The sequence below is a fragment of the Streptomyces kronopolitis genome (assembly GCF_050953795.1).
GTDB lineage: Bacteria > Actinomycetota > Actinomycetes > Streptomycetales > Streptomycetaceae > Streptomyces > Streptomyces kronopolitis_A.
Map to the genome: position 1 here is coordinate 4,309,172 of NZ_CP191850.1, position 23,674 is coordinate 4,332,845.

Consider the following 23,674-nt stretch of genomic DNA (forward strand, 5'->3'; position numbering starts at 1 on the left):
GGTGCTGTGGAGTGATGTGGGATCAGTAGGGCGATTTGTCGACTCTGTCCGTTTCCCGTGTCGACTTACCCACAGGTCGAGAACCGGGCCTGTGGATAACTTTGTGGATAACTCGCGGCCCCGTCAAAGCCGCAGGTCGTGCCGTTCCGCGGGGCCCTCGCTGCCGGGTCGCGGCGCGCCCGGAGCGCCCGCTCAGCCCCGCCCGTCCAGGCAGCGCGCCAGCCAGTCCGACGCCTCGCTGAACGCCGCGTCGGTCATCTCGCGCCGCACGGTCGGCAGCACCTCGTCGGCCCGCGGGTACGAGCCGAGGAAGCGCACCTCGCGGCAGACCCGCTTGAGCCCCATCAGGACCTCGCTGACCCGGCGGTCGGTGAGATGCCCCTCGCAGTCCACCGAGAAGCAGTAACGGCCGATGCCCTCACCGGTCGGCCGGGACTCGATCCGCATCATGTTCACCCCGCGGACCGCGTACTCCTGGAGCAGCTCCAGCAGCGCGCCGGGGTGGTCCTCGGACAGCCACAGCACCACCGAGGTCTTGTCCGCGCCGGTGGGCGAGGCGGGCCGGGCCGGGCGGCCCACCAGTACGAAGCGGGTGGCCGCGTTCTGCGCGTCGTGGATGTCGGTGACCAGCGGCGAGAGGCCGTAGGTCACGGCCGCGAACTCGCCGGCGAACGCGCCGTCGTAGCGGCCCTCCTGCACCAGCCGGGCACCGTCGGCGTTCGAGGCCGCCGACTCCCATACGGCCTCGGGGAGTTGGGCAGCCAGCCACTTGCGCACCTGCGGCTGGGCGACCGGATGCCCGGTCACCGTCTTGACCTCGCTGATCGCCGTACCGGGGCGCACCAGCAGCGCGAAGGCGATCGGCAGCAGCACCTCGCGGTAGATCATCAGCGGCTCGCCGGCGGCGAGTTCGTCGAGGGTGGTGGTCACCCCGCCCTCGACGGAGTTCTCGATCGGCACCAGCGCCGCGGCGGCCTCACCGGCGCGCACCGCGTCCAGGGCGGCCGGCACCGACACCATCGGCACCAGCTCGCGGGTGGCCGCCTCGGGCAGGCTGCGCAGCGCGGCCTCCGTGAAGGTGCCCTCGGGGCCGAGATAGGTATAGCGGCTGGCCGACATGGATAGGACTCCCTCGCGTAACTGCGGGGGCACCCCGCCGATGTTCCTGCCCTGCCACGATAACCGGCCCGTCCGGGGCCCGGGCCGGACTTCCGCGGCGGGCCGGGGCCGGGCCCCGGGGCCGCTCAGCCCTCCAGCAGCGGCCGGCCCACGTAGCCGCCCGGCTCCGCGGCCGGCGGCACCGCGAACAGTCCGCTCGCCTCGTGCCGCAGGAACGGCGAGAGCGCGTCCCCGCGGTCCAGCTTCCGCTGGATCTGGGTGAAGGCCCGCAGCGGATCGGCCTGCCAGCAGACGAAGAGCAGTCCGGCGTCCGGGGCGCCGTCCTCCCGGAAGCCGTCGTGGTAGGAGAACGGGCGGCGCAGCAGGGCCGCGCCCTGATTGGACGCCGGCGCCGCGATCCGGGCGTGCGCGTTGGCCGGGATCACCGGCAGCCCGTCGGATCCGTTCGCGTCCAGCCGCATCGGGGTGGTCTCGGAACCGCCGGTCAGCGGGGCACCGTTGGCCTTGCGGCGCCCGATGACCTTCTCCTGCTCGTGCCGGGAGCGCTTCTCCCAGTCGTCCAGCAGCATCCGGATCCGCCGGACCACGGCGTAGGACCCGCCGCGCATCCAGGCCTGCTCGCCGTCGCGCCCGACGAAGATCCGCTCGTCGAAGTCCTTGTCCGACGGCTTCGGATTGTTGGTGCCGTCGATCTGGCCCATCAGATTGCGGGCGGTCATCGGGCGCGCGGTGGCGCCCGGGGTGCGGTGGAAGCCGTTCATCTGCCAGCGCAGCCGGGCACTGCCGGCCGCGTCCTTCTGCAGCGCGCGCAGCGCGTGGAAGGCGACCAGGGCGTCGTCGGCGCCGATCTGGATCCACAGATCGCCGTTGCTGCGCCGGGGGTCCAGCGCGTCGGCGGAGAAGTCCGGCAGCGGGTCGAGCTGGACGGGGCGCCGCTTCGTCAGGCCCGTACGGCCGAAGAAGCTGTGCCCGAGGCCGAACGTGACGGTCAGCGAGGACGGGCCGGCGTCGAGCGCGACCCCGGTGTCGGCGTCCGGGACGCGCCCGGCCATCAGCTCCTCGGCCGTCCGCGACCAGCGCCGCAGCAGCGCGGCGGCGGTCTTGCGGTCCGCGTCCGGGGCCAGGTCGAAGGCGACGAGATGGCCGGTGGCCTGGAGCGGGGTGGTGATCCCCGCCTGGTGCGTGGTGTGCGCCTCCCGGAACGCCACCTCGGTCGAGCCGATGCTGGTCAGCGCGGTGGGGGCGGGGTCCTGCGCGGCGTGTGCCGCGAGCGCGCCGCCGGCCCCGCCGGCCACCAGCCCGGCCGCGCCCGCCGCGCCGGCGGTGCCGAGCAGCCGGCGCCGGGAGACCTGCGGGGAGGGGGAGGCGCCGCCTGCGCCGGCCGGTGTGGCGGCCGGCTCGGCGGCCGGGGCGGGGACGCGGCCGCCGGTTGGCCCGCCGGTCCGGGTGCCGGGGGTCCGCTTGCCGGTGGCCTTCTTGCCGGGGGTCTGCTTGCTCATGAGCCGATCTTCACGTTCTTGATCTCGGTGACCTGGTCGATGTCGGAGGTCCGCACGACCAGCGACAGCTGCCACTGCCCGGGGACCGGCAGCCGGACCCCGCTCGCGCGCCAGCGGCCCGTGCCCTCGTGCCGGGCGGTGGCCGCCAGCGGCCCGAGCTTCTTGGCCTTCTGGGTGAAGGCGAGCTTCACCTCGGGGACGTCCATGGGCTTGCCCGAGGGATCCGTGAGCCGCAGCCGCACCGTATTGGCGGCCGTGCTGCTCCCGGGGGCGAGGTCGAGGCGGGCGGTGCCCTTGCCGTGCGGGCCGCCGGTGTCGAACGGGATGGTCAGCGACTGCTGCCGGGCGGCCGCCGCGGCCTGCCCGCCCGAGGTGGCCTTGACCGCCTCTTCGGTGCGGGCCGGCTCGGTGGCCGTCAGCACCGTGGTCACCACGAGCACGACGGCCGCGACCGCCGCCTCGGCCAGCACGGACCGGCGCAGCCCCCGTCGCTCCGGATCGGCGTCGCGCTTCCGCTTGGCCCGCGTACTGTCCAACACGGCCTGCTGCCGGGCGAGTTGAGCGGCACGGGCGGGGTCGGGGGCGGAGGCGTCGTCGGGGGTGTCAGGGGCGTCGGGGGTGTCTGCGGACGTGGACCCGGAATCGGAACCGCCTCCCGTCCCCGGGCGGGTGGCGCGGGCCGATCCGGCGGTGGCGGTGGCGGCGGCCGGAACACCGACGCCGGCCTTCTCCGCGCCCGCGTCCGCCGGCGAGGCCTCCGAGGTCCCCGCCCCGGTCGCCCCGGTCGCCCCGGCCGTCTTCTCCGCCTCGTCGGCCTCGACCGCCTCAGCCGCCAGGTCCTCCCCCGCCGGCAACTCTGCCAGCCGCCCCGTCCACCTGCGCGACACCCAGGCGATCCCGACGAGCACCACGACCAGCCCCGCCTTGAGCAGCAGCAGCCACCCGTACGTGGTGTCGGTCAGCGCCCGCCAGGTGCCGACCTGGCGCCAGGACTGGTAGATGCCGGTGGTGACCAGCACCAGCACCGAGCCGAACGCGATCCGCGAGAAGCGGCGCACGGCGGCCCGTTCGACCGGCGGGCCCCAGTACAGGGACACCACCAGCGTCGCCAGCCCGCCGAGCCAGGCGGCGACCGCGAGCAGATGCAGCACGTCGACCGGCATCGCGACGGCGGTCTGCAGACCGGTCGAGGCGTGCTCGGCCATCGCCCAGGTCGCGGCGAGCCCGGCGGCGATGATCACGCCGCCGACGCCGAGACCGAAGGTGAGGTCCTTTCGCTGCCGGGCCGCCACCGCGGGATCCAACGGCTCCTCGCCCGGCTCGGCCGGCTCCTGGGTCCGGGCGTACGCCCCGAAGAGCACCGCCACGAGCAGCGCCGCGGCGGCGAGCAGCAGCAGCCGGGAGACCAGCGCCGCACCCGGCTTGGTCACCAGGACCTGCTGGAGGCCGCCGAAGTCGAAGACGTCGGCGAGATCGCCGGACCCCGTGTAGGGGGTACGCAACAACAGCATCGCCACGGTGGTGCCGGTCAGCAGCGCCCAGCCCTGGACGACCACCCGCTGCACGGACCGCACGAGGGCCGCGGCCGGCCGGCAGGCCACCACGAAGGCGGCGCCGCCCACCAGCAGCACGAACCCGGTGTACGCCAGCGCGCGGGCGATCCCGTAGAGCGCGCCCACCAGCCCGCCGCCGGCCTGCTGCGGGGAGACGGCGGCGGTGGTCTTGGAGGGCGCGCCGACCGAGAAGGTGAAGGCGCCCGAGACGGGGTGGCTGTCGGCGGAGACCGCCTGCCAGGCGACGGTGTACGTACCGTCGCCGAGCCCCGCCGGCAGCCCGGCGCCGTATTTGACGACGCTGCCGCTGGACAGGTTGCGCAGCTTGCCGGCGTCCACCCGCTTGCCCTTCGGATCCAGGACCCGGATGGAGTCGTCGCCCATGGCGACGCCCTCGGAGAAGGTGAGCGCCACCTGCTCGGGGGCGTGGTTGACCACCGCCCCCTGCGCGGGCGTGCTGCCGGTCAGCGCGGCGTGCGCCGACGCCGGGGCGGCACCGCCGAGTCCGCCGAGCAGCGCACCCGCCAGCGCCACCGCGACGACCAGCAGGCGCAGCACGGCGGACCGTCCCGGCCGGAGCCCGGTGGTGACCATAGTGATCGCTCCCCTTACTGCGTCTGCTGGGTTGTCCGTGGGGGAGCCGGCCGGTGCCGGCTCCCCCAAGGCGGCTACTTCTCCGGCGCGTAGGTGGCGGCCTTGACCGGGACCTCCACCTTGATCGGTTTCGCGGTGGCGAAGTGCAGCTCGACGGTGACCTTCTCGCCCTCGGCCGGCTTCTTCTTCAGCCCCATGAACATCAGGTGGCTGCCGCCGCGGCCGAGCACCAGCTCGCCGTTGGCCGGTACGGGCAGGGAGTTGACCTGCTCCATCTTGGTGCCGACCGTCTTGTGCAGCGAGATGTCCTCGGACAGGTCGCTGGTGACGGAGGTGAGCTTGTCCGCGGTGCCGCCGCTGTTCTTGACGGTGAAGTACGCACCCGCCATTTTCTGGGTGACCGGCTGCGGCATGTACGGGTCCGCGACCTTCAGCTGCGGCGCGCTGTCGCCGCAGCCCGCCAGGACGAGACCGGTGGTCAGGGTGAGGGCGGCGGCGAGGGTGGTGCGGCGGTTCACGGGTTCTGTCCCTTGACGATCTTCGGCAGTGCCTTGGTGTAGTTGTCGGAGGTCGCCTCCTGCATGCCCATCCAGTGGATCTTGTCGTCCTTGGGGGAGCTGAGCAGCACCTGCGCCCCGTGGGTGGACACGACATCGCCGTTCTTCTTCTTGACCGGCTTCTCGATGCCGATGTTCACGCTGCGCGCGGCGGCCTGGATGGTGTCGAACTTTCCGGTCAGCCCGGTGAAGTCCTTGTTGATGCCGCCGAGCCACTTCTTGAGGGTGGCCGGGGTGTCGCGTTCGGGGTCGGAGGTGACGAAGACGACCCGCAGATCCTTCTGCTCGTCCTTCGGCAGCTGCTTCACCGCGACGGCGATGTTGGCCATCGTCAGCGGGCAGACGTCGGGGCAGTTGGTGTAGCCGAAGTAGATCAGTGTCGGGTGGCCCTTGGTCTGCTTCAGCAGGTCGTACTTCTTGCCGGCGGTGTCCGTCAGGACCAGGTCCGGCTTCGCCATCGGGCTGTCGAGCGTGACGATCGGCTTGGCGGCGGTGCCGCCGGAGACCTCGGCGGCGGGCTTGTTGCTGTCATCGCCGTTGCAGGCGGTCAGGCTGAGCGCTGCGGCCGCCGTGAGGGCGGACGCCAGCAGGGTTCTTCTACGCATTGCAGATAAATCCTGTGAGTCGGCTCCCGGAAGTCCGGGAGGGGTGCCGGGCCGGCACGGGTCGGGCGCCGGCCCGTGCGGTGATCAGGCGCTGCGGCGCCGGCCGGCGAACACGCCGAAGCCGACTCCGGCGAGGCCGACGACGATGCCGGCGGCACCCAGGACGCGGGCGGTGGTGTCACTGCCGGACGCCGCGGCGGCGGTGTTCCGGCCGCCTTCCCCGGCCCCGCTCTTGTCGTCCGCTGCGGCGCCGTGGCCGTCCGCCCCGGCCGCGGTGAGCTTGAGGACCGGTGCCGGGTTCTCCGGCTCCGGCGCGCCTTCCTTGGTGGGCTCGATCCAGCGCACGACCTTCTTGTCGTCGTACGTCTGCAGGGCCTTGAAGACGAGCTGGCCGGTGTCCTCGGGCAGCTGCCCCACGGAGAGCGGGAACTGCTGGAACTGGCCCGGCTCGACGCCCTTGTCCTCGGCCGTCCACGTGATCTTCGAGGGGGCTTCGGTGATCTTCTCGCCCTCCATCTCGATCGGCTTGGGGAGCTTGGCCTTGGTGATGGACACCTTCCAGCCGGGCACCGGCTGCGGCATGACGGATGCCAGCGGGTGGTCGGTCGGCAGCGTGACCTCGAGCTTCACCGTCGAGGAGTCGTCGCGCTCGTTGGGCACCTTGAAGTTGACGGTCGCGAAGCTGCCCTTGGCGGCCGACTCCGGCTGCACGCTGACGTGCGCGAACGCCGGTCCGGCGAGCAGCAGCACGCTGCCGGCAGCGGCGGCGCCGACCAGCGGCATCCGGCGCGCGTAGCGCCGCGTCCGCGACGACTCCGGCTGCTGTGACTGCTGTGGCATCGGCGTCATCTTCGAGTTCTTCGACATCGGAAAACACTCCACAGGAAGGAGAAAGGTGCTCATAACGGTTCGGGTGGCGCGCGTACGGCGACGACGCGCGAGCCCGTACCCGTCCTGTGGGAGCGTGGTTCGCGTGACGTCAGGCCGCGAGGGCGAGGGTGGGTGGCCCGCGCCTGATCACACTGTGGTGGAGTGCGGGGTCCTGCGGGCCGGGTTTGTCATCCCCGTACGAAACGGGGGCGCGCAGCGCCTTGTCGTGCGCCGTCGCAAGTCCCCTGAGCAGGGCGTGGACCAGCCGGAGCGCCCCGCGCACGGCATGGACCAGCGTCCGCACGGCGCTCTCGTACGCGGCCGGCGCCGACAGCCGGACCAGCCGCCACAGCGCCACCTCGCCCCGCCGCAGCAGCCAGCCGAGCGCGAGCGCGGCCAGCAGGTGTCCCAACAGCATGGGCAGCGAGGGCAGCAGCGCCTCGGGCCCGGAGCCCGCGGCGGCCGCGGAACCGGCCATGGGGTGTCCCGCCGGGGCGGTCATCCCGGCGGCCGACGCCGTGTCGAAGCCGCCCGAGCCGAGCATCCGGCGCGCCTGGGTCCCGTCCATCCGCCCGGCGCCGAACCCGCAGGTGACATGGCGGGCGAGGGCGATCGCCGCCTGGTCCGTGAGCCCGCCGATGCCGTGTCCGCCGACGCGGGGCGGCACGATCCGGGGGCTCTGGCCCCAGGCGAACAGGGCGTGCAGACCGAGCTGCGCCACGGCGAGTCCCGCGGCGATCCCCGGCAGCGAGCGCTCCCGTCCGGCCAGCGGTGCCGCGAGCGCGAAGACCGCGACCGCGGCCACCCCCAGCGTCCACAGCGGGACGCCGGCGCACGAGGCGGTGATGTGCCCGGCCGCGGACAGCGCGACACAGGCCGCGGCGAAGACCGCGGCCCTCAGCAGCCGGAGGTCGGCGGCTGCGCGCGCTGTGGAGGCGGGCGGGGGAGTCATGGCGGCGCCATCATCCCACTGCGCTTATGGGCCGCCTACGGCAGGTCGGCACCAAGGGGCGCCCGGCGGGGCGCCCGAGGAGTCCGGCGGGGCGCGCAAGGGCGCATGGGCAGCGCTGCGCCTACACCGATGCGCTCACTCTTCGCATCCGCCGAATGAGCGGTATCACGTCCCGGACATGCTTACGGACCTTGAGGCACGGCAATAGGTATCGATATGTCGAGCCGCGGCCAGGAGGCTGGAGCGATGAGCATCTGGTGGTCACTCCATTTGCGGCGTGAGGCTGCGAGCGTCCCGCTCGCCCGCCGCCTGTTGCTGGGCACGATGGAGACGGCGGGCGTGGACCCGGACATCTGCTACGACCTGGCGGTGGCCCTCTCCGAGGCCTGTGCCAACGCCGTCGAGCACGGCGGGGACGCGGCCTCCGAGGACTACCGCGTCACGGCGTTCATCGACGGTGACACCTGCCGCATCGAGATCACCGACTCGGGCCCCGGCTTCCGCCCCCGCCCCGCACCCTCCGCCCCGCCCCATACGGCCGGGGACCGCGCCCTCGCGCCGGCCCCCGTGCCCACCCCCGAGCAGGCCCCCGCCTTCGCCGAGGACGGCCGGGGGCTCTTTCTGATCGAGGCCCTCACCGACCACGTCCACTACCGCAACCGCACGGGCCGCCCGGGCGCGGTCGTCAGCTTCGACAAGATCCTCAAGTGGCGCGAGGGGGCGGCGCTTCCGCTGGCGTCGTGAGCGGCGCCCGTTGCGCACTCCGGCGTCAGTCCCGCGAAGTGCGGTGCGCCGCCGGTCAGTTGGGGCGCGGCGTGGCCCGACCGGTGCGCAGGGCCAGCCGCCGTACCCGGCGCCAGTCCATCGGCGGCAGACCGCGCGGCACCCCGGGGCGGTGCCGGGGCAGTCGTACGCGCAGTGCCCCGGGTGCGATCCGGCAGCGGACGGGGGTGGGCAGGGTGAGGGCCTCGCCGTCGACGCCGGCCTGGACGGCGGGGGCGTCCGCGTCGACGACGACGTCCCGGGCGCTCAGCGAGGTCAGGCCGGGACCGTTGCGGCCGCGCAGCGTCCAGGCCGCCTGCGCCGCGTTGTCGACCTTGACGCCCAGCATCCCCAGGACGCCGGAGTCCAGCCGCTCCCGCAGGCCAAGGCCCGCCGGATCGTCCATGCGGTAGGGGTTGTTGCTCACCAGGACGGCCTGCGGCCCGTCGACGGCGGTGCCGCCCGCGCGCACGGTCAGGTGCGGACCGCTGTGGTGGGTCAGCAGATCCGGCAGCATCTCCAGGGTCGTGCGGGCCTTGTCCGCGCGGTACGCCGGACTCTGCACGACCGCCGCATAGGCGCCGAACGAGGCGTTGTTGACGAAGATCCGGTCCCCGGCGAAGCCCAGATCGACGCGCCGCTCGACGCCGTCGGTCAGCGCCTCCAGGCACGTCGAGGGGTCCTCGCGGTCCAGCCCGAGGTCCATGGCGAAGTGGTTGCGGGTCCCGGCGGAGATCACCACGAACGGCACGTCGCGCTCCGCCGCCACGCCCGCGACCAGGGCCTGGGTGCCGTCACCGCCCGCGACGCCGAGCAGATCGGCACCGTCGTCGACGGCCCGCCGGGCCAGTTCGGCCACGTCCCGGGGGTGCGCGGGATCCAGTACGCACACCTCGGCGCCGAGCGCCTCGGCCTTGTCCACCAGCCCGAACTCCCCGACCTTCCCGCCGCCCGACCGCGGATTCATGATCAGGAAGGGGTGCGCGGGCGGCGGGGCCGCGGGCTCCGGCCGGCTCACCGGGTCGCTCGGTGCCGCCAGCGCGGCCCGGCCCGTGGAGACCGCCAGCGCCCACAGCACGACCGAGAGGAGTACCACCCAGAGCAGCCCGGCGATCACGTAGAGCACGAGGACGGCGAGCGGGGCGGCCAGGGTGAGCACGAGGCCCAGCACCCGCGCGACCCCCTTGCGGGAGAGCGTCCACCACAGCCCGGCCGCGGCCACGGCCAGTCCGGCCGCCCCCAGGCCCACCAGGGCGAGGCTCTGCAGCCCGGCGAAGCCCAGCAGTACCAGCACCGCCGCCGCTGCCGCCGTCAGCGCCAGGCGCGCCGTCCAGCGTCCGTCCATGCGGCCACCTCCCGTCCGGCCCCGCACGCCCGCACGGGGGCGGCGTGGCGCGGTCCCTTCCAGCGTCCACCGGCGCGGCCCGGACCACATCCGGGAGCGAGGGCGTGAGGGGAGCAGGCGTTGCCCACAGGGAGCCGCAGGGGGCGCGAGGCCCGGGCAGCGTGGTGACGCGCCGGCGGCGAGGTGTCAAACGGGGCGAACGGGAGCAGTCGGAAATCTGACTGAAAATCGCCCTTGCGTAAGGTGGTTAGCGCGGCCTCGCGGTGGGAGGACCTCCCCCGCGGCGTCCCCTGTCCCGGCGAGACCAGCGCACACCTGATGAATGCGAAGTTGCTCGCATTAACCTTTCCCGGACAATACTTGGCGTGATCCCGCACTGCAATACGGAGCCGTCGTGACGACAGCGCACCACGCCCCGGGCGAGGCCCGCCCCGGTGGGCGCACGGCCCGCACCCGCGAGGCCGTAGTGGCCGCCGTTTTCGAGGAGTTGGGCGCGCACGGGCTCGGCGGGCTGACCATGGAGAGGGTCGCCCGGCGCGCGGGAATCCACCTGGCCACGGTCTACCGCCGCTGGCGCTGCGTCGAGGGCCTGATCTGCGAGCTGCTGACCGAGCTGAGTGCCGATGTGCCGCTGCCGGACTCCGGGGCCCTGGCCGGGGACCTGCGGGCGCTGGCCCGCGCGGTGGCCGACTTCTACGGGGAGGCGCGGGTCCGGCGCCTGATCGAGGCGGTGGTCTCCGCCGCGGCCCGCGACCCGAAGGTGGCCCAGGAGCTGCGGACCTTCTTCGACGAGCGGCTGGCGCTGGCCGGCCGGATGGTCCAACGGGCCGTCGGCCGCGGCGAACTGCCCCCGGAAACCGACCCGGTGCAGGTGATGTCGGCGCTCGGCGCGCCCTTCTACTACCGGATCCTGATCACCCGCCGCCCCGTCGACCGCGACCTCGCCGACTCCGCCGCCACCGCGGTCCTGGCGGCCGCCCACGCCGGCGCGTACCCGCGGAAGGACGGCCGCCCGGCCGACGGCACGTCCCCCGGCGGCTGAGGCCACCGGGGGACGGGGAAGCAGGCGGTGCCGCGCGGACTACTTGCCGAGCAGGCCGGCCATCCAGGCCTCGACCTCGTCCGAGCGCCGCGGCAGCCCGGCCGACAGATTGCGGTTGCCGTCCTCCGTCACGAGGATGTCGTCCTCGATCCGGACGCCGATGCCGCGGTACTCCTCGGGAACGGTCAGATCGTCCGCCTGGAAATACAGACCGGGCTCGACGGTCAGCACCACGCCCGGCGCCAGCGTGCCGTTGACGTACGACTCGGTGCGGGCCGCGGCGCAGTCGTGGACGTCCAGACCGAGCATGTGGCCGGTGCCGTGCAGGGTCCAGCGGCGCTGCAGACCCAGCTCCAGGACCCGCTCGACCGGGCCCTCCAGCAGGCCCCACTCGACCAGCTTCTCGGCCAGGACCCGCTGCGCCGCGTCGTGGAAGTCGCGGAAGGCCGCGCCCGGCTTGACCGCGGCGATGCCCGCCTCCTGGGCCTCGTACACCGCGTCGTAGACGGTGCGCTGGAGGTCGGTGTAGCGGCCGTTGATCGGCAGGGTGCGGGTGACGTCCGCGGTGTAGAGGGAGGTGGTCTCCACGCCGGCGTCCAGGAGGAGCAGATCGCCGGAGCGGACCGCGCCGTTGTTGCGGACCCAGTGCAGCGTGGTGGCGTGCGGGCCGGCGGCGCAGATCGAGCCGTAGCCGACGTCGTTGCCCTCGACGCGGGCGCGCAGGAAGAACGTGCCCTCGATGTAGCGCTCGCTGGTCGCCTCGGCCTTGTCCAGGACCTTCACGACGTCCTCGAAGCCGCGCACCGTGGAGTCGACGGCCTTCTGCAGCTCGCCGATCTCGAACTCGTCCTTGATCACGCGCGCTTCGGAGAGGTGGACCCGCAGCTCTTCGTCGCGCTCGGCGGTGACCTTGTCGGTCAGCGCGGCCTCGATGCCGGCGTCGTGGCCGCGCACCACGCGGACCGGGCCGCCGGCCTCCCTGAGCGTCTCGGCCAGCTCGCGCACGTCCTTGCAGGGGACGCCGAGCAGCGCCTCGGCCTCGGTCAGGCTGTGCCGCCGGCCGACCCACAGCTCGCCCATGCCGTTCAGCCAGAACTCGCCGTTGTCCCGGTCGGAGCGGGGCAGCCGGTAGAGCGTCGGCTCGTGGGTCTCCCCCCGGGGCTCCAGGACCAGGACGCTGTCGTCGGTCTGGTCGCCGGTGAGGTAGACGTACTCCGTCGCGGCACGGAAGTCGTACTCGGTGTCGTTGGAGCGGGTCTTGAGCGTGCCCGCCGGGATCACCAGACGCTCGCCGGGGAAGCGCGCGGACAGCGCGGCCCGCCGCCGGGCGGCGTTCGGGGCCTGCTCGATCGGCCGCAGGTCACGCAGCTCGGTATCGGCCCAGCCGCTCTTCATGTTGTCCGCGAGCTCATCGGAGACGGCCGGGTAGAGGCCGTTCTTCCGCTGCTTGATCGGCTGCTCGTGCTCGTCCGGGGTCTCCGGCGTGAGCTCGTCGGTCACGGTGCCTCCTCTAAAGACTGAACCGCCTTCCATCGTATGTGCGGATCGAAAGCGGTCCAGGGGCGGAAAGGTGTGACCTCTCCGGCAATCCGGCCCCTGCGGTGCGTCTGCGCGCCGCGGGCCGGCCGGCTCCGTGCGGCCGGCTCACTCCTCGAAGTACGCCGCGAGCAGCACCACGTCCTCCTCCGACGACGGATCGTCCAGGCCCTGCGGCAGCATCGTGCGCACGATGTGGTCCACGACGGCCTCGGGGTCGTGCCGGATCGCCCGGGGGACGCCCGCGGCGGCCGCGTGCAGCAGGCTGAAGGCGCGGTCCATGGACTCGCCGGTGCGCCGCAGCAGACCGTCGCTGTAGAGCAGCACGGTCTCGCCGCCGGCCGGTTCGATCTCCACGCTGGGCGCCTCCCAGCAGGCCAGCATGCCCAGCGGCGCGGACAGCGAGGTCTCCACGAACTCGGTCCGCGTCCCGCCCAGGACGAGCGGCGGACAGTGGCCTGCCCCGGCCAGCACCAGCGTGCGCGCCGGTGCGCTCCCCCAGCCGCCGCCCGGGGCGTCCGCCGGGTCCGGGGGAGGGCCGTCGATGCCGCCCGGCCCGGGGGCGAGGGCCGGTCCGCCCGGCGTGCCGGGCGGCGGCTCGCTGTAGGCGAACAGCGCGGTGGCGCTGCGGGCCGGCTCGGTCAGCCGCAACAGCAGTTCGAGATCGGACAGGACCGCGACCGGATCCTCGCCCTCCATGACGGCGTAGGCGCGCAGGGAGGCCCGCAGCCGCCCCATGGCGGCCACCGCGCTCGGCCCGGAGCCGGTCACCGAGCCGACCGCCAGGCCCAGCGCGCCGTCGGGCAGCGGCAGCGCGTCGTACCAGTCGCCGCCGCCGCGCGGACCGGTGCTGTGCCGCACGGCCAGGCGGACGCCGGGGATCCGCGGCAGCCGGTGCGGCAGCAGCTCCTCGCGCAGGGTCTCGGTGGCCTGCCGGCTGCGGTGCAGCTCCAGGAGGCGGGCGAGGTGTTCGGCGGCGTGCGCCCGGTAGAGGCCGACGAGATGGCGCTGCCGCTCGGTGGGCTCGGCCGGTTCGTCGTAGAGCCACACCGCGGCGCCGGTGCGGCCGATGGGGTCGGCGGTGAGCGGGACCGCGTAACTGGCCGCGTACCCGAGACGGGCGGCGACCTCCCGCAGGCGCGGGTCGAGGTCCTTCTCCCCGGGGATGTCGGGCTCGGAGATCTCGGTGCGGACCACGGCGGACGCGCGCGGGTCGGCGGTGCGGACCGGGGCGTCGAGCGGCTCGGCCCGTTCGTCCTCACCGCAGGCGCCGGGCTCGGGAAGGCCGTCCAGTATCCGGGCGTACGACAGGGCGCGGCGCGGGACGGTCTCGATGTGGCCGATCTCGGCGTGGCCGAGGCCGAGGCCGACGGTGGTCTCCGGGCCGAGGCCGTCGGCCGGGGCGAGGACGACCAGTCCGCGGCGGGCCCCGACCAGCGCCGCGCCGGCCCGCAGCAGCTCCCGCAGGGCGTCCTCCAGCGTGCGGGTGTGCGCGAGCCGTTCGGTCAGGTCGTGCAGGGTGCTGAGGTCGGAGATCCAGCCGGCCAGCCGGTCCTGGACGGCGGCGAGTTGCTCGTCGCCGGACACGCCGGGGGACGCGCCGCCGGCGCCGGCTGACGGGGTGTCGGAACCGGGGGCCCGGGAGGCGCCCGGCGCGCCCTCGGACAGGGCGTCGGAGCCGGCGTCCGCGGGGGCGTTCGCGGTATGTGGCGCGACAGTGTGCGCGAGGGCGGGAAGTGCTGGTTCGATTCCAGCCACTTTCGGTACGTGCGGGGCGCTCATGACCGACGGCTCTCGTCGGGCCGGGTGTGACCCCAGGTCAGGCCGCTTTTTGCCAGGGAGTGCGGCATTTTGTTGAGTGATGTTGTGCGGTGCAGTGGACCGCTCAATTTCCTCAATAGCATCGCAAACCCCCATGTCATGCTGCTCCGCTATCAATGACTCCAGATGTACACGCATCAACGATGTGATGTCCAGCACTGTCCCCATGGGGTTTGTGGTGTCAGCGAGGTCTGTACTTTGGCCTGAAAAAAGCCCCCTGAGCGTCAATTTGAGGTCGACTGACGGCGATCAGCAGCGCGTCATCACCACAGTGGCGGGTACGTAATCGGAAAGGTGCGGGGCCAGTTGCGGCCGCACCGGAACCCTCCGGCGGGCAGCGGCGTCTCACACGCCGACGGCCGCTACGCACTCCCAAGCGGCGGGGACTGCACGACCCAAGCGCAAGCGCCATGCGCGCGCCACCCCCCGCCACGTTCCACGCTCGGCGTACGGCGTGATGCGCTGCCTTGTACACGCGGTGACCAGTGATCCACGTGACGTGATCGATGTGCGATCGGCCCCGGGCTGCACTGCCGGGTCTTCAGGAAACGTCACAAAAGGCATGAAGCGGCACGGCGGACGACCGCGAGTCGAAAGCGGCGCCCGGCAATGCGATGCGTAGTGCGATGGACTCAGCCCTCGGCGTTAACGGAAAGGAACGAGCGCTCATGCGCGAGATCCTCGGAAGGCGACGCAAGCTCCTGTTCCGGCGCGGCGGAAGGTCGGCGCTGCTCGATGCGGCGCTCCGGTGCGCCACCGAGTGGCAGTGGCCCGTCCTTCCCGGAGTGGGCCTCAGGTCGGGCGGCCGGCAGCCGGCCGGTGCCCGGCTCGGCCTCGGCGAGCGGCCCGCCCCTCGGTGCAACTGCCCCGACCCCGACTGTGTGGTGCCCGGTGCGCACCCCTTCGACCCCGGCCTGCTGGCCGCCACCACCGACGCCCGGATGCTGCGCTGGTGGTGGACCAACCGCCCCGATGCCCCGCTGGTGCTGGCCACGGGCGGCCGGGCGCCCTGCGCGGTGAGCCTGCCCGCCGTCGCCGGCGCCCGCGCCCTGGCGGCCCTGGACCACTTCGGCGTACGCCTCGGCCCCGTGGTGGCCACCCCCACCCGCTGGTCGCTGCTCGTATCGCCTTACGACCTCGCGGAGTTGGGCGAGCTGCTGCACTCCCGGGACTGGGTGCCCAGCTCGCTGCGCTTCCACGGCGAGGGCGGCTACGTGGTGCTCCCGCCCTCACCGGTCGGTACCGGCCGGGTCCGCTGGGAGCGCCCGCCGGCCTCCGGTCCGGCCGCGCCCTGGCTGCCGAAGGTCGCCACGATCGTGGACGCCCTCGTCACCGCGAGCACCAGCACTCCCGACGGCGGCAGCCGGCTCGCCTACTGACGCCGCGCGGCGCCCCGGCGCCCGGTTCGACGCGGGCGGTGTCACCCACCGCCCGCGGGCGGATCACCCGTACGGGTGTGACCGCCCCCGATCCCGCCCGGAAACGGGCTTCGGGTGTCATGGGGCACCCCCGCCGGCCGATAGGTTCGCACCACCGTCAAGCCGTCGTCGGCGGCATCTCAATCGCAGGTGGGGGCCCATGCAGCGTGCGCAGAAACTCCGCTTGACCGGGCTCGCCGGCGTCGCGGTGCTCGCCCTCGCCGTGCCGCTCGGTGCCGCGATGGCCGGCCCGGCCTACCGCGCGGCTCCGGGAACGCAGCCGGGGACAGCGGCCAAGGCCGAAAACAGCTCTTCGGACGACATGGTGGACACGGCCGAAAGTGGCTCCGATCCGGGCACGAGCCCTGCCGCCGGCGCCGGCTCCGGGAGCGCCTCCGGCCCCCGCACCGGCCCCGGCCGCCTCCCCGGGCATACCGTCCGCTGCGGGCCCGAACTCACCGCCCCGCAGGGCATCGAGGCCCAGACCTGTGTGCTTTCCCGGGCGGGCCGGACCCGGGCGAGGACGTACTACCGCAACCGCACGGGCCGCCCGCTGCGCGCCGCCCTCACGCTGCTGCGGCCGGACGGCGGGGCCGTCCAGGCGAACTGCGCGGTGCCGGCGGCCGGGGCGCCGGGGATGTGTGAGACGCCGGCCGGTCCGACCGTGCACGCGGGAGGGCTGCCGTACGCCGCGGTGGCGGAGGTCTCCGACGTGGCGGGGGAGCGGCTGCTGCTGCGCTCCGGCAGCAACTCGCCGCTGCGGAGCGGTGGTTCAAAGCGCTGAGGGGAGAGACGCCGGGGGAGGCGGGGCGGATGCCCGGGCCTCGGCGCTCTCGACGCCCCGGTCCGGTGAAGCGGATCGTCCGCCTCCGGACATGGAAGCGCCCGGTCGCTGGCGACGGGGGATGCACCAGCGACCGGGCTTTTAGAACCGTAACAAGAGATCGGCGGTTCGCAAATTCGATCGTGGAATTCCGGACGCCGATTTACCGGCAGGTACGGGCAGTTGTGACTGGTGTCACGCGCCGGTTTTCGCGGAGGCGTCCACTCCGCCCGGCCGGGGCCGGCCCGGTCAGCTCAGGGTGACCTGACGGTTGGTGAGACCGCCCCGCGCCCGGCGCTCCTCGGGGCTCAGCGGGGCGTCCTCGGCCAGCGCCTTCGCCAGCCGCTCGGCGAACGCCGCGGCGGGCTCGGCGACGTCGTCGGCGCTCATCGACGAGGGCAGGTCCCAGACCGGAACGACCAGGCCGTGGGCGCGGAACGAGCCGACCAGACGGGTGTTCTCACCGAGCGAGGTGGCACCCGCCACGTGCAGTCGCGCGAGCGCGTCCAGCAGTTGCTCCTCGGGGTATCCGGTGACCCAGCGCAGGTGGTTCTTGTCCGGCGCCTCGCACCAGTACGCGCCCTCCAGCCCGGGGATCCGCGCGGTCGGGATGGCCGCCGCGTTGGCCCGCTCCAGCGAGGCCGCGACCTCGCCGGTGGCGTTCTCGGGGTTCTCCACCCAGAACTCGAAGCCGGTGTGGACGGTCGGCTCAAAAGCCGCGTCCGCATCGAGCAGGTCCTGCAGCCGCGGGCCGTCGGGCGCGGTCCGTGCGGCGGGGACCGGAGTGCCGGGCTCCGCGGTCAGGGCGCGCTGGAGGATGTCCGCGAGGTCGCGGCTGAGGTCGCCGGAGGCGGTGTCGTTCTGCAGGCCGAGCATGATCGCGCCGTTGTCGCGGCGCAGCGCGGGCCAGGCCATCGGCAGCACCGTCGCCAGCGTCACCGACGGGACGCCCTCGGGCAGTCCGCCCTTCAGCGTCAACTCGGCGGTGGCGGCGGGCACCAGCTCCCGCAGTGCCACCCAGTCGCACTCACCGGGCAGGCCCTCGAACGGCCGCTGCACGAGCGCGGTGGCGGCATGCGCCGCGGCCCGCCCGTGACAGGCCTTGTACCGGCGGCCGGAACCGCAGGGACAGGGCTCGCGAGCGCCGACGACCGGCACCTCGCCGTCCTTGATCTGCGGTGCTGCGGCCTGGGACTGGGGACGGCGCTTCTTGGCCATGGCGACGGAGTCTCCTGGTCGATCCTGGGCGTACGGACGCGTTTCGGCGCGAGCCTAGAGGATTGCGTACCCGGTCGCGTCCGGCTGCGCCCGCGGCCGTGTCCCGTAACGGTGCGGCCGGGACCCGTTCCGTCGGCCGGGTCCGCCTAGACGAGTTCGTCGAAGTCGGGGAAGCCCGGCCCCAGCGGATGCCCGGTGCGCACCGGCGCGCCCGTGGCGAGCGAGGGCGGCAGATCGGGCGTCAGTTCCACGCGCGTAGCGAACGCGTCGTGAAGGGACAGGGCGGCCCAGACCGTCACCTCGCCCGCGGCGGTGTCGCGCACGCCCCAGTCCTTGGCGAGCGAGCGGATGATCGCCAGCCCGCGGCCGCCGCGCGCCGTGACCGACGGAGTGGCCGGAAGTGGCCGGGTCGGGCCGCCGCCGTCGGTGACCGAGACGGTCAGCCTGCCCTGCGCGTCGATGCGCCAGGAGGCCCGGATGGATGCCGACGGGGTGTCACCCTGCCCGGCCGTTACGGAATCCGGTGCGCCGTTTTCGTATATCGGACGCGCATGGCGACACGAATTGCTCAACAGCTCCGAAAGAATAAGGACCGCGTCATCGACGACCGTGTCCTGAACTCCACTTGCCAGTAGCTCTTCACGCATGCGCCGCCTGGCCATGCCCACACCCACTGGTCCGTGGGGTACGGCCATGATCGACGACGTCGGCACCTCTTGTGCCACCACCAACGCCACCCCCGAGACCTCCTTTGCCCCACGCCACGGGATGAATGCCCCAATGGACTGGACCGGAAACCGGCCAAGCGACACTCGGTGACGCACTGGACATAATCGAATACGGGTCGAATGCGCCGGTGCACACCCTGTGAGGAGCTTTAGCCAAGACCCAGTTGCATTCGCACCTGTTTGGGGCGATTTGTAATGACTGCGTCCACGCCCAATTCCCGGCAGAGCGCGACATCGGCCTCGTCGTTGACCGTCCACACATGGACCCGGTGGCCCGCGCGGTGCGCCTTGGCGACGTAGTCGGGGTGCGCGCGGAGGATCCGGATGCCCGGGCCCGCGATGCCGACGCCGGGCGGGAGCCGGCCGTCGCGGTGCCGGGGGGTGAGGAACTGCATCAGATAGACGCCGGGGAGCGCGGGCGCCGCGGCCCGGACGCGGTGCAGCGAGCGCGCCGAGAAGCTCATGACCCGGACCTGGGGAGTCCAGTCGGTGCGGGAGGCCGGCTTCGTGTGCCCGAAGCGGCCGAGCAGCTCGACCAATCGCTCCTCCACCTGTCCGGCCCAGCGCGTCGGATGCTTGGTCTCGATGGCCAGCTCGACCCGGCGGTCCGCGTCGGCGACCAGTTCCAGCAGCCGTTCCAGCGTCAGGACGGCGGTCCGCTCGGGGTCCTCGTGCTGCCGGTCCGGCGCCTCGTTCGCGAACCCCTCGGTCTTCCAGGAGCCGAAGTCCAGCATGGCGAGGTCGGCGAGTTCCAGGGCGGAGACCGAGCCGCGTCCGTTGGAGGTGCGGTTCACCCGCCGGTCGTGTACGCACACCAGATGGCCGTCCGCGGTCAGCCGGACATCGCACTCCAGGGCGTCCGCGCCGTCCTCGATCGCCTTGCGGTAGGCGGCCAGGGTGTGCTCCGGCGCGTCTTCCGAGGCACCGCGATGGGCTACGACGGACAGGGCGGGACGATCCGGACGGGCGCCCTGAACGGGGCGTGCATAGGTCACCGCGTTATCGTGCCATCCGCCGCCTCCGGGCCCGTCGGTGCGTACCCCTGGCACGGAACAGGGGATGCGCCGGTTTTGTCCGGGATAAAGGATGAGGGGACAGTCACAGTCTCGGCTTACGGTGCTCTGACGCGCAGTGGGTAAGGCTGGAACGGAGACTCGCCCGTACCGTCCGGTCGCAGGTCGCGGCCCGGATGCACGGACCGGGTCTCGCGGACGGACGGGAGCCGCGACGGACCGCCGGGCCACGGCCCGCGGCCCCGGACCGGCGGACCGGGACTCGCCCGCGGCGCCCGGATCCCGGATCCTGAATCCTGGAGTACCGGGTTCCGGATCCCTCGGCACCGAGGAAACCGGACGCCCCGGAGGGCCCGCCAGGCCCGCCGGACCGCAACAACCGCACCACCCGGCGGACCACCCGGCCCGCCGGCAGGAACAGACCGCACCACCCGGACGCACCCCCAAGGGTCCGGCCGCACCGCAAGCCCCGGAAGAAACGGCGCCCCAGGCATCAGACAGCCGAGGCACCGGGCACCCGCCCGCGAGTCGTGGACACCGACAGTCGTGAAGCTGAGGAGAGAGCTGTGAGCACCGAGAACGAGGGAGCCGTCCCGTCGGAGGCCAAGCCGCCGACCGGGCCGCAGCCGGACAGCGCCTCCGCCTCCGGCGCCCGGTCTCCCGGCGGTCCGCCGCCGGCCGCTCCCCCCGTGGCGCCCCCGCCCCCGGACTTCGCGCCGACCGCGGCCGCGCCCCACGGCGGGGCCGGCGGGATGCCGCCCTACAGCTCCGGACAGCCTCCGCAGCACGGCTTCGGCCACCCCGGCGACGAGCCCACGGACCGGACCGCCCCGCTCCCCCCGTACGGCTCGGCCGCGCACGGTGCCCCCGGAGCGGGCGGCGGCGCGGGCGGCTGGGGCGGTCCCCCGTACGGCGGTGGCGGCGGCGACCCCTGGGGTCTCACCGGTAACCCCGCCCCCAAGCGGCGCAACGGCGGTCTGATCGCGGCCGTCCTGGCGGCCGCGCTGGTCTTCGGCGGTGTCGGCGGCGGTGTGGGCTTCTGGCTCGCGGGCCGCAGCGACGACGCCTCGACGACGGTCTCCGCGCCCGGCGACGCCGGGGCGCTGAACCGCAAGCCCACCTCCGTCTCCGGGATAGCGCAGAAGGCGCTGCCCAGCGTCGTGACGATCGAGGCCCAGGGCGCCGGCGGCGAGGGCGGCACGGGCACCGGCTTCGTCTACGACAAGCAGGGCCACATCCTCACCAACAACCACGTCGTCGCCAGCGCGGCCGACGGCGGCAAGCTCACCGCGACGTTCTCCAACGGCAAGAAGTACAACGCCGAGGTCGTCGGCCACGCCCAGGGCTACGACGTCGCCGTGATCAAGCTCAAGAACGCCTCCGGCGCCCCGCTCAACCCGCTCCCGCTCGGCAAGTCCTCCCATGTGCAGGTCGGCGACGCCACGATCGCGATCGGCGCGCCCTTCGGCCTGTCCGGCACGGTCACCACCGGCATCATCAGCGCCAAGGACCGCCCGGTGGCCTCCAGCGACGGCGGCGGCGCCAGCGCCTCGTACATGAGCGCCCTGCAGACGGACGCCTCGATAAACCCCGGTAACTCCGGCGGCCCGCTGATGGACGCCGCCGGCAACGTCATCGGCATCAACTCCGCCATCCAGTCGGCCGGCAACGGCGGCGGCCTGGGCGGCGAGTCCCAGCAGTCCGGCAGCATCGGCCTGGGCTTCGCGATCCCGATCGACCAGGCGAAGCGGGTCGCCCAGGACCTGATCAAGACGGGCAAGCCGGTCTATCCCCAGATCGGCGTCCAGGTCGGCATGCGCGACACCGGCAACGGCGCCACCATCGCCCAGACCGGCAACAACGGCACCGACGCCGTCAGCCCGAACGGCCCCGCCGCCAAGGCCGGCCTCAAGCCCGGCGACATGATCACCAAGCTCGACAACACGGTGATCGACAGCGGCCCCACCCTCATCAGCGAGATCTGGCAGCACAAGCCCGGCGACGAGGTCACCCTGACCTACAAGCGAGGCGGCAAGGAGCACACCGCACGGGTCACCTTGGGGCAGCGCACAGGCGACAAGTGACGCGCTAGTCTGATCCCGCGACACCACACACCGGTGCCGCGGGGAGGCTTGCCCGAGCGGCCTAAGGGAACAGTCTTGAAAACTGTCGTGGCGGCAACGTCACCGTGGGTTCAAATCCCACAGCCTCCGCGGTGAGGTACATGGAACGGCCCTCGACCGGGGAATTCTGGTCGGGGGTCGTTTCATGTCCTGGCGACCGATGATCCGTGGCCGACCGCTCGTGGCCGCGTTCGGCCGCCCTGTCTGGCACGGAACCGGCACGCACGCGGGCGCCATGACGACCCGGCGGTTTCGCTGACGGGTGCCGTTCCGGCGGCAGGGAGCAGGGCCGGATCCGCGTCAGAGTGCTGCGGTCTCCTCGGGCTTGGTGGGGCGGCGTCTTCGTTTCTGGCCTCACGGTCGCGTCAGAGGGTTCGCGGACCCGTGCGGCATCCGCTCGGAAAAATAGGTCGTGCTCGTGGGTGATCTTTTGTATCGTCAGAAAAACACTCAACGGGGGGATTTCCATGATTCGTCGTGCCTCGCTGGCTGCTGCTGCGTGTGCGGCCGTCGGTTTTTCGCTGCTTACTGTTCCGGCTCATGCGGCTGGGGCCGAGGCGTCGACCGCCAAGGTGGCGCAGAAGGTGGCGTCGGGGTCGGACCATGTCAAGTGCACCAGCATGAGCAACGGACAGCTCTGCATCGTCATGAACAGCCGGCCGCAGTCCATCGACGTCCTGTACACCAAGAAGGACGGCTCGAACATCAAGGCGCAGCTCGGCTATCGCATGAACGGTTCGTCGTCGTACGACAGGCTCGAGACCATCAGCAAGGGCGACCGGGCCACCAGCACCTGGAAGATGAGCTGGCCCTGCAACAAGGCCGTTGGCCTGATCAAGGTCCAGGGGCAGGGGACCTTCGAGACCCCGTCGGCGACGTTCCCGGGCTGCTGACGAGGTAGTGAGCGGGGCGGGATTGTCCTCGTACTGGGCGTACTTGGGTGGCTTCGACAGCGCGGTGTGATGTCGTAGGTGTCGTCGCGGCCCGGAGGAGAGCGGCCAGGCAGGGGATAGCGCTCGTCAGCGACAGCATCACCGCTAAGGGGCCCGCCATGGGGCGGGCCCCTTTCGCATGTGCGCAGAAGCTGTTGGTGTCTTCCCCCTCCCGGTCGCACCTGTATTAGCCGGGCGTTAGTGGTGCGGCAGTCAGGCGGTAAGGGCCCCGTTCAGAGTGGGTGTCGTACCGAGGCGATCACGACACCAACTTCCTCCGGGGGACACGAAATGAGCTCCAGCACCACTGCCCGCACCGCTCGCCGCCGCACCATGCGCGTCGCCGCCGCGGCTCTGGTCGCCACCGCCGGCCTCAGCCTGACCGCCTGCTCCGGTGCGGACGCCACCAGCGCGAAGCCCACGGGGAGCACGGGCACGAGTGCTGCCGCCGAGCCCGGCGGCGCGGGTCCCTCCGCCGGAGCGCAGGGCGCCGGCGCTCAGCCGGGCAACGCGAAGTCGGGCTCCGGCGGCGGAGCTTCGTCGCATGCCGGCTCCGGCGGCGCCGCCTCGTCCCGGGCCGGCTCGGGGAACGGTGCGGCGAAGAGCGGGGGGACGAGCAAGTTCTGCCGCACGAATGAGCTGAACATCGAGGCTGTGGACAGCTCGCCCGATTCGGGCACCGGTGACGTGACCGTTCAGATGACGAACAAGGGCGGGCGGACCTGCTCGACGACGGGCTTCGCGGGCGTCGATCTGAAGGATGCCGATGGCACCTCCGCGCCGGTCCACCGCGGCCACGAGCAGCCTCGGATCACCGACCTGAAGCCTGGTGACACCGCCACCTTCAGCATCTCGTACACGGTCGACTCCAGCGGCGACAACCTCGCGAGCCCGACCAACATCATCGTGACCCCGCCGAACGAGACCCACAGCGTTTCTCTGAAGTGGCCCGCGGAGGCGCTGAAGCTGGCCGGTCCGTATGACGAGAAGATCCAGGTTCACCCGGTCGGCATCGCCAACTGAGCATCGGGAAGGCTCTCGCGAGAGCCGTTCTGACACTCGCCCCGTGGGACCGCTGATTGCGGTGTCCCGGGGCCCGGGGCGAAGCCCGGCAGGTGTGTGGCAGGGTGCTCTGCCTCTTCGACGGTGGCGTGCTGCCGGTGC

At 72.9% G+C, this 23,674-nt stretch carries 20 protein-coding genes and 1 tRNA gene; 8 read left to right on the top strand and 13 right to left on the bottom strand.

Features of this window, described 5'->3' with window-relative positions; genetic code table 11:
* Window positions 1–192: 192 nt before the first annotated feature.
* The 7 genes from pheA to ACQP17_RS19020 all read right to left on the bottom strand — a co-directional run bounded on the left by pheA (window position 193) and on the right by ACQP17_RS19020 (window position 7,749).
* Window positions 193–1,119, bottom strand: a complete 927-nt coding sequence (pheA, locus tag ACQP17_RS18990) for a prephenate dehydratase (protein WP_433857339.1) — start codon at window positions 1,117–1,119, stop codon at window positions 193–195.
* A 125-nt stretch (window positions 1,120–1,244) separates the two neighbouring features.
* Window positions 1,245–2,618, bottom strand: a complete 1,374-nt coding sequence (gene efeB / locus ACQP17_RS18995) for an iron uptake transporter deferrochelatase/peroxidase subunit (protein WP_433857340.1) — start codon at window positions 2,616–2,618, stop codon at window positions 1,245–1,247.
* A complete protein-coding gene (locus ACQP17_RS19000) occupies window positions 2,615–4,765 on the bottom strand; it encodes a FixH family protein (RefSeq protein ID WP_433857341.1) in 2,151 nt (716 codons plus the stop codon). The genes efeB and ACQP17_RS19000 overlap by 4 nt, the downstream gene beginning before the upstream one ends.
* A gap of 74 nt (window positions 4,766–4,839) precedes the next feature.
* Window positions 4,840–5,283 (bottom strand): copper chaperone PCu(A)C, encoded by a 444-nt coding sequence (locus ACQP17_RS19005; RefSeq protein WP_433857342.1) that lies wholly within the window; start codon window positions 5,281–5,283, stop codon window positions 4,840–4,842.
* A complete protein-coding gene (locus ACQP17_RS19010; RefSeq protein ID WP_433857343.1) occupies window positions 5,280–5,927 on the bottom strand; it encodes an SCO family protein in 648 nt (215 codons plus the stop codon). The genes ACQP17_RS19005 and ACQP17_RS19010 overlap by 4 nt, the downstream gene beginning before the upstream one ends.
* An 84-nt stretch (window positions 5,928–6,011) precedes the next feature.
* Window positions 6,012–6,767 (bottom strand): YcnI family copper-binding membrane protein, encoded by a 756-nt coding sequence (locus ACQP17_RS19015; RefSeq protein ID WP_433857344.1) that lies wholly within the window; start codon window positions 6,765–6,767, stop codon window positions 6,012–6,014.
* 139 nt (window positions 6,768–6,906) lie between these two features.
* Entirely contained in the window at window positions 6,907–7,749 is an 843-nt protein-coding gene (locus ACQP17_RS19020; RefSeq protein ID WP_433857345.1) for a hypothetical protein, read from the bottom strand.
* Between the two features lie 246 nt (window positions 7,750–7,995).
* Here ACQP17_RS19020 and ACQP17_RS19025 point away from each other — a divergent pair, with 246 nt between their 5' ends.
* The gene (locus ACQP17_RS19025) at window positions 7,996–8,493 is read left to right on the top strand and encodes an ATP-binding protein (protein WP_433857346.1); all 498 of its coding nucleotides are present in this window, start codon (window positions 7,996–7,998) and stop codon (window positions 8,491–8,493) included.
* A 55-nt stretch (window positions 8,494–8,548) separates the two neighbouring features.
* Here the strand turns inward: ACQP17_RS19025 and ACQP17_RS19030 are convergent, their stop codons facing one another.
* Window positions 8,549–9,856, bottom strand: a complete 1,308-nt coding sequence (locus ACQP17_RS19030; protein ID WP_433857347.1) for a diacylglycerol/lipid kinase family protein — start codon at window positions 9,854–9,856, stop codon at window positions 8,549–8,551.
* Between the two features lie 394 nt (window positions 9,857–10,250).
* On the opposite strand from ACQP17_RS19030, the gene ACQP17_RS19035 reads away from it, so the two are divergent.
* Window positions 10,251–10,898 (top strand): TetR/AcrR family transcriptional regulator C-terminal ligand-binding domain-containing protein, encoded by a 648-nt coding sequence (locus ACQP17_RS19035; RefSeq protein WP_433857348.1) that lies wholly within the window; start codon window positions 10,251–10,253, stop codon window positions 10,896–10,898.
* Window positions 10,899–10,937: 39 nt separating this feature from the next.
* On the opposite strand, the gene ACQP17_RS19040 is transcribed toward ACQP17_RS19035, so the two are convergent.
* Together ACQP17_RS19040 and ACQP17_RS19045 are read right to left on the bottom strand one after the other, a co-directional pair.
* The gene (locus ACQP17_RS19040) at window positions 10,938–12,398 is read right to left on the bottom strand and encodes an aminopeptidase P family protein (protein ID WP_433857349.1); all 1,461 of its coding nucleotides are present in this window, start codon (window positions 12,396–12,398) and stop codon (window positions 10,938–10,940) included.
* Between the two features lie 144 nt (window positions 12,399–12,542).
* Window positions 12,543–14,192 (bottom strand): PP2C family protein-serine/threonine phosphatase, encoded by a 1,650-nt coding sequence (locus tag ACQP17_RS19045; protein WP_433857350.1) that lies wholly within the window; start codon window positions 14,190–14,192, stop codon window positions 12,543–12,545.
* Between the two features lie 731 nt (window positions 14,193–14,923).
* Between ACQP17_RS19045 and ACQP17_RS19050 the strand changes: the two genes are divergently transcribed.
* Both ACQP17_RS19050 and ACQP17_RS19055 read left to right on the top strand, forming a co-directional pair.
* Complete coding sequence (locus ACQP17_RS19050; RefSeq protein ID WP_433857351.1) at window positions 14,924–15,634, top strand: bifunctional DNA primase/polymerase; 711 nt, start codon at window positions 14,924–14,926, stop codon at window positions 15,632–15,634.
* Between the two features lie 199 nt (window positions 15,635–15,833).
* Window positions 15,834–16,457, top strand: a complete 624-nt coding sequence (locus tag ACQP17_RS19055; protein ID WP_433857352.1) for a hypothetical protein — start codon at window positions 15,834–15,836, stop codon at window positions 16,455–16,457.
* A 288-nt stretch (window positions 16,458–16,745) separates the two neighbouring features.
* Here the strand turns inward: ACQP17_RS19055 and ACQP17_RS19060 are convergent, their stop codons facing one another.
* The 3 genes from ACQP17_RS19060 to ACQP17_RS19070 form a co-directional block, all read right to left on the bottom strand.
* Window positions 16,746–17,714: a DUF5926 family protein gene (locus ACQP17_RS19060; protein WP_433857353.1), complete on the bottom strand. Its 969-nt coding sequence runs from the start codon at window positions 17,712–17,714 to the stop codon at window positions 16,746–16,748.
* A 146-nt stretch (window positions 17,715–17,860) separates the two neighbouring features.
* A complete protein-coding gene (locus ACQP17_RS19065) occupies window positions 17,861–18,538 on the bottom strand; it encodes an ATP-binding protein (protein ID WP_433857354.1) in 678 nt (225 codons plus the stop codon).
* A 53-nt stretch (window positions 18,539–18,591) separates the two neighbouring features.
* Window positions 18,592–19,437, bottom strand: coding sequence for a glycerophosphodiester phosphodiesterase (locus ACQP17_RS19070; protein ID WP_433857355.1), 846 nt, complete (start codon window positions 19,435–19,437; stop codon window positions 18,592–18,594).
* Between the two features lie 584 nt (window positions 19,438–20,021).
* Between ACQP17_RS19070 and ACQP17_RS19075 the strand changes: the two genes are divergently transcribed.
* From ACQP17_RS19075 to ACQP17_RS19090, 4 genes are all read left to right on the top strand, one after another.
* Entirely contained in the window at window positions 20,022–21,539 is a 1,518-nt protein-coding gene (locus ACQP17_RS19075) for a S1C family serine protease (protein WP_433857356.1), read from the top strand.
* A 42-nt stretch (window positions 21,540–21,581) separates the two neighbouring features.
* Window positions 21,582–21,668, top strand: a tRNA-Ser gene (locus tag ACQP17_RS19080).
* A gap of 530 nt (window positions 21,669–22,198) precedes the next feature.
* Window positions 22,199–22,471 (top strand): hypothetical protein, encoded by a 273-nt coding sequence (locus ACQP17_RS19085; RefSeq protein ID WP_433857357.1) that lies wholly within the window; start codon window positions 22,199–22,201, stop codon window positions 22,469–22,471.
* A 372-nt stretch (window positions 22,472–22,843) separates the two neighbouring features.
* Window positions 22,844–23,533, top strand: coding sequence for a DUF4232 domain-containing protein (locus tag ACQP17_RS19090; protein WP_433857358.1), 690 nt, complete (start codon window positions 22,844–22,846; stop codon window positions 23,531–23,533).
* Window positions 23,534–23,674: the final 141 nt, after the last annotated feature.

Bases quoted from the DNA above. Each gene is read 5' to 3' on its own strand.
- pheA (WP_433857339.1), bottom strand. From the start codon at position 1,119: ATGTCGGCCAGCCGCTATACCTATCTCGGCCCCGAGGGCACCTTCACG.
- efeB (WP_433857340.1), bottom strand. From the start codon at position 2,618: ATGAGCAAGCAGACCCCCGGCAAGAAGGCCACCGGCAAGCGGACCCCC.
- ACQP17_RS19000 (WP_433857341.1), bottom strand. From the start codon at position 4,765: ATGGTCACCACCGGGCTCCGGCCGGGACGGTCCGCCGTGCTGCGCCTG.
- ACQP17_RS19010 (WP_433857343.1), bottom strand. From the start codon at position 5,927: ATGCGTAGAAGAACCCTGCTGGCGTCCGCCCTCACGGCGGCCGCAGCG.
- ACQP17_RS19015 (WP_433857344.1), bottom strand. From the start codon at position 6,767: ATGCCACAGCAGTCACAGCAGCCGGAGTCGTCGCGGACGCGGCGCTAC.
- ACQP17_RS19020 (WP_433857345.1), bottom strand. From the start codon at position 7,749: ATGACTCCCCCGCCCGCCTCCACAGCGCGCGCAGCCGCCGACCTCCGG.
- ACQP17_RS19025 (WP_433857346.1), top strand. From the start codon at position 7,996: ATGAGCATCTGGTGGTCACTCCATTTGCGGCGTGAGGCTGCGAGCGTC.
- ACQP17_RS19030 (WP_433857347.1), bottom strand. From the start codon at position 9,856: ATGGACGGACGCTGGACGGCGCGCCTGGCGCTGACGGCGGCAGCGGCG.
- ACQP17_RS19050 (WP_433857351.1), top strand. From the start codon at position 14,924: ATGCGCGAGATCCTCGGAAGGCGACGCAAGCTCCTGTTCCGGCGCGGC.
- ACQP17_RS19055 (WP_433857352.1), top strand. From the start codon at position 15,834: ATGCAGCGTGCGCAGAAACTCCGCTTGACCGGGCTCGCCGGCGTCGCG.
- ACQP17_RS19060 (WP_433857353.1), bottom strand. From the start codon at position 17,714: ATGGCCAAGAAGCGCCGTCCCCAGTCCCAGGCCGCAGCACCGCAGATC.
- ACQP17_RS19085 (WP_433857357.1), top strand. From the start codon at position 22,199: ATGAGCAACGGACAGCTCTGCATCGTCATGAACAGCCGGCCGCAGTCC.
- ACQP17_RS19090 (WP_433857358.1), top strand. From the start codon at position 22,844: ATGCGCGTCGCCGCCGCGGCTCTGGTCGCCACCGCCGGCCTCAGCCTG.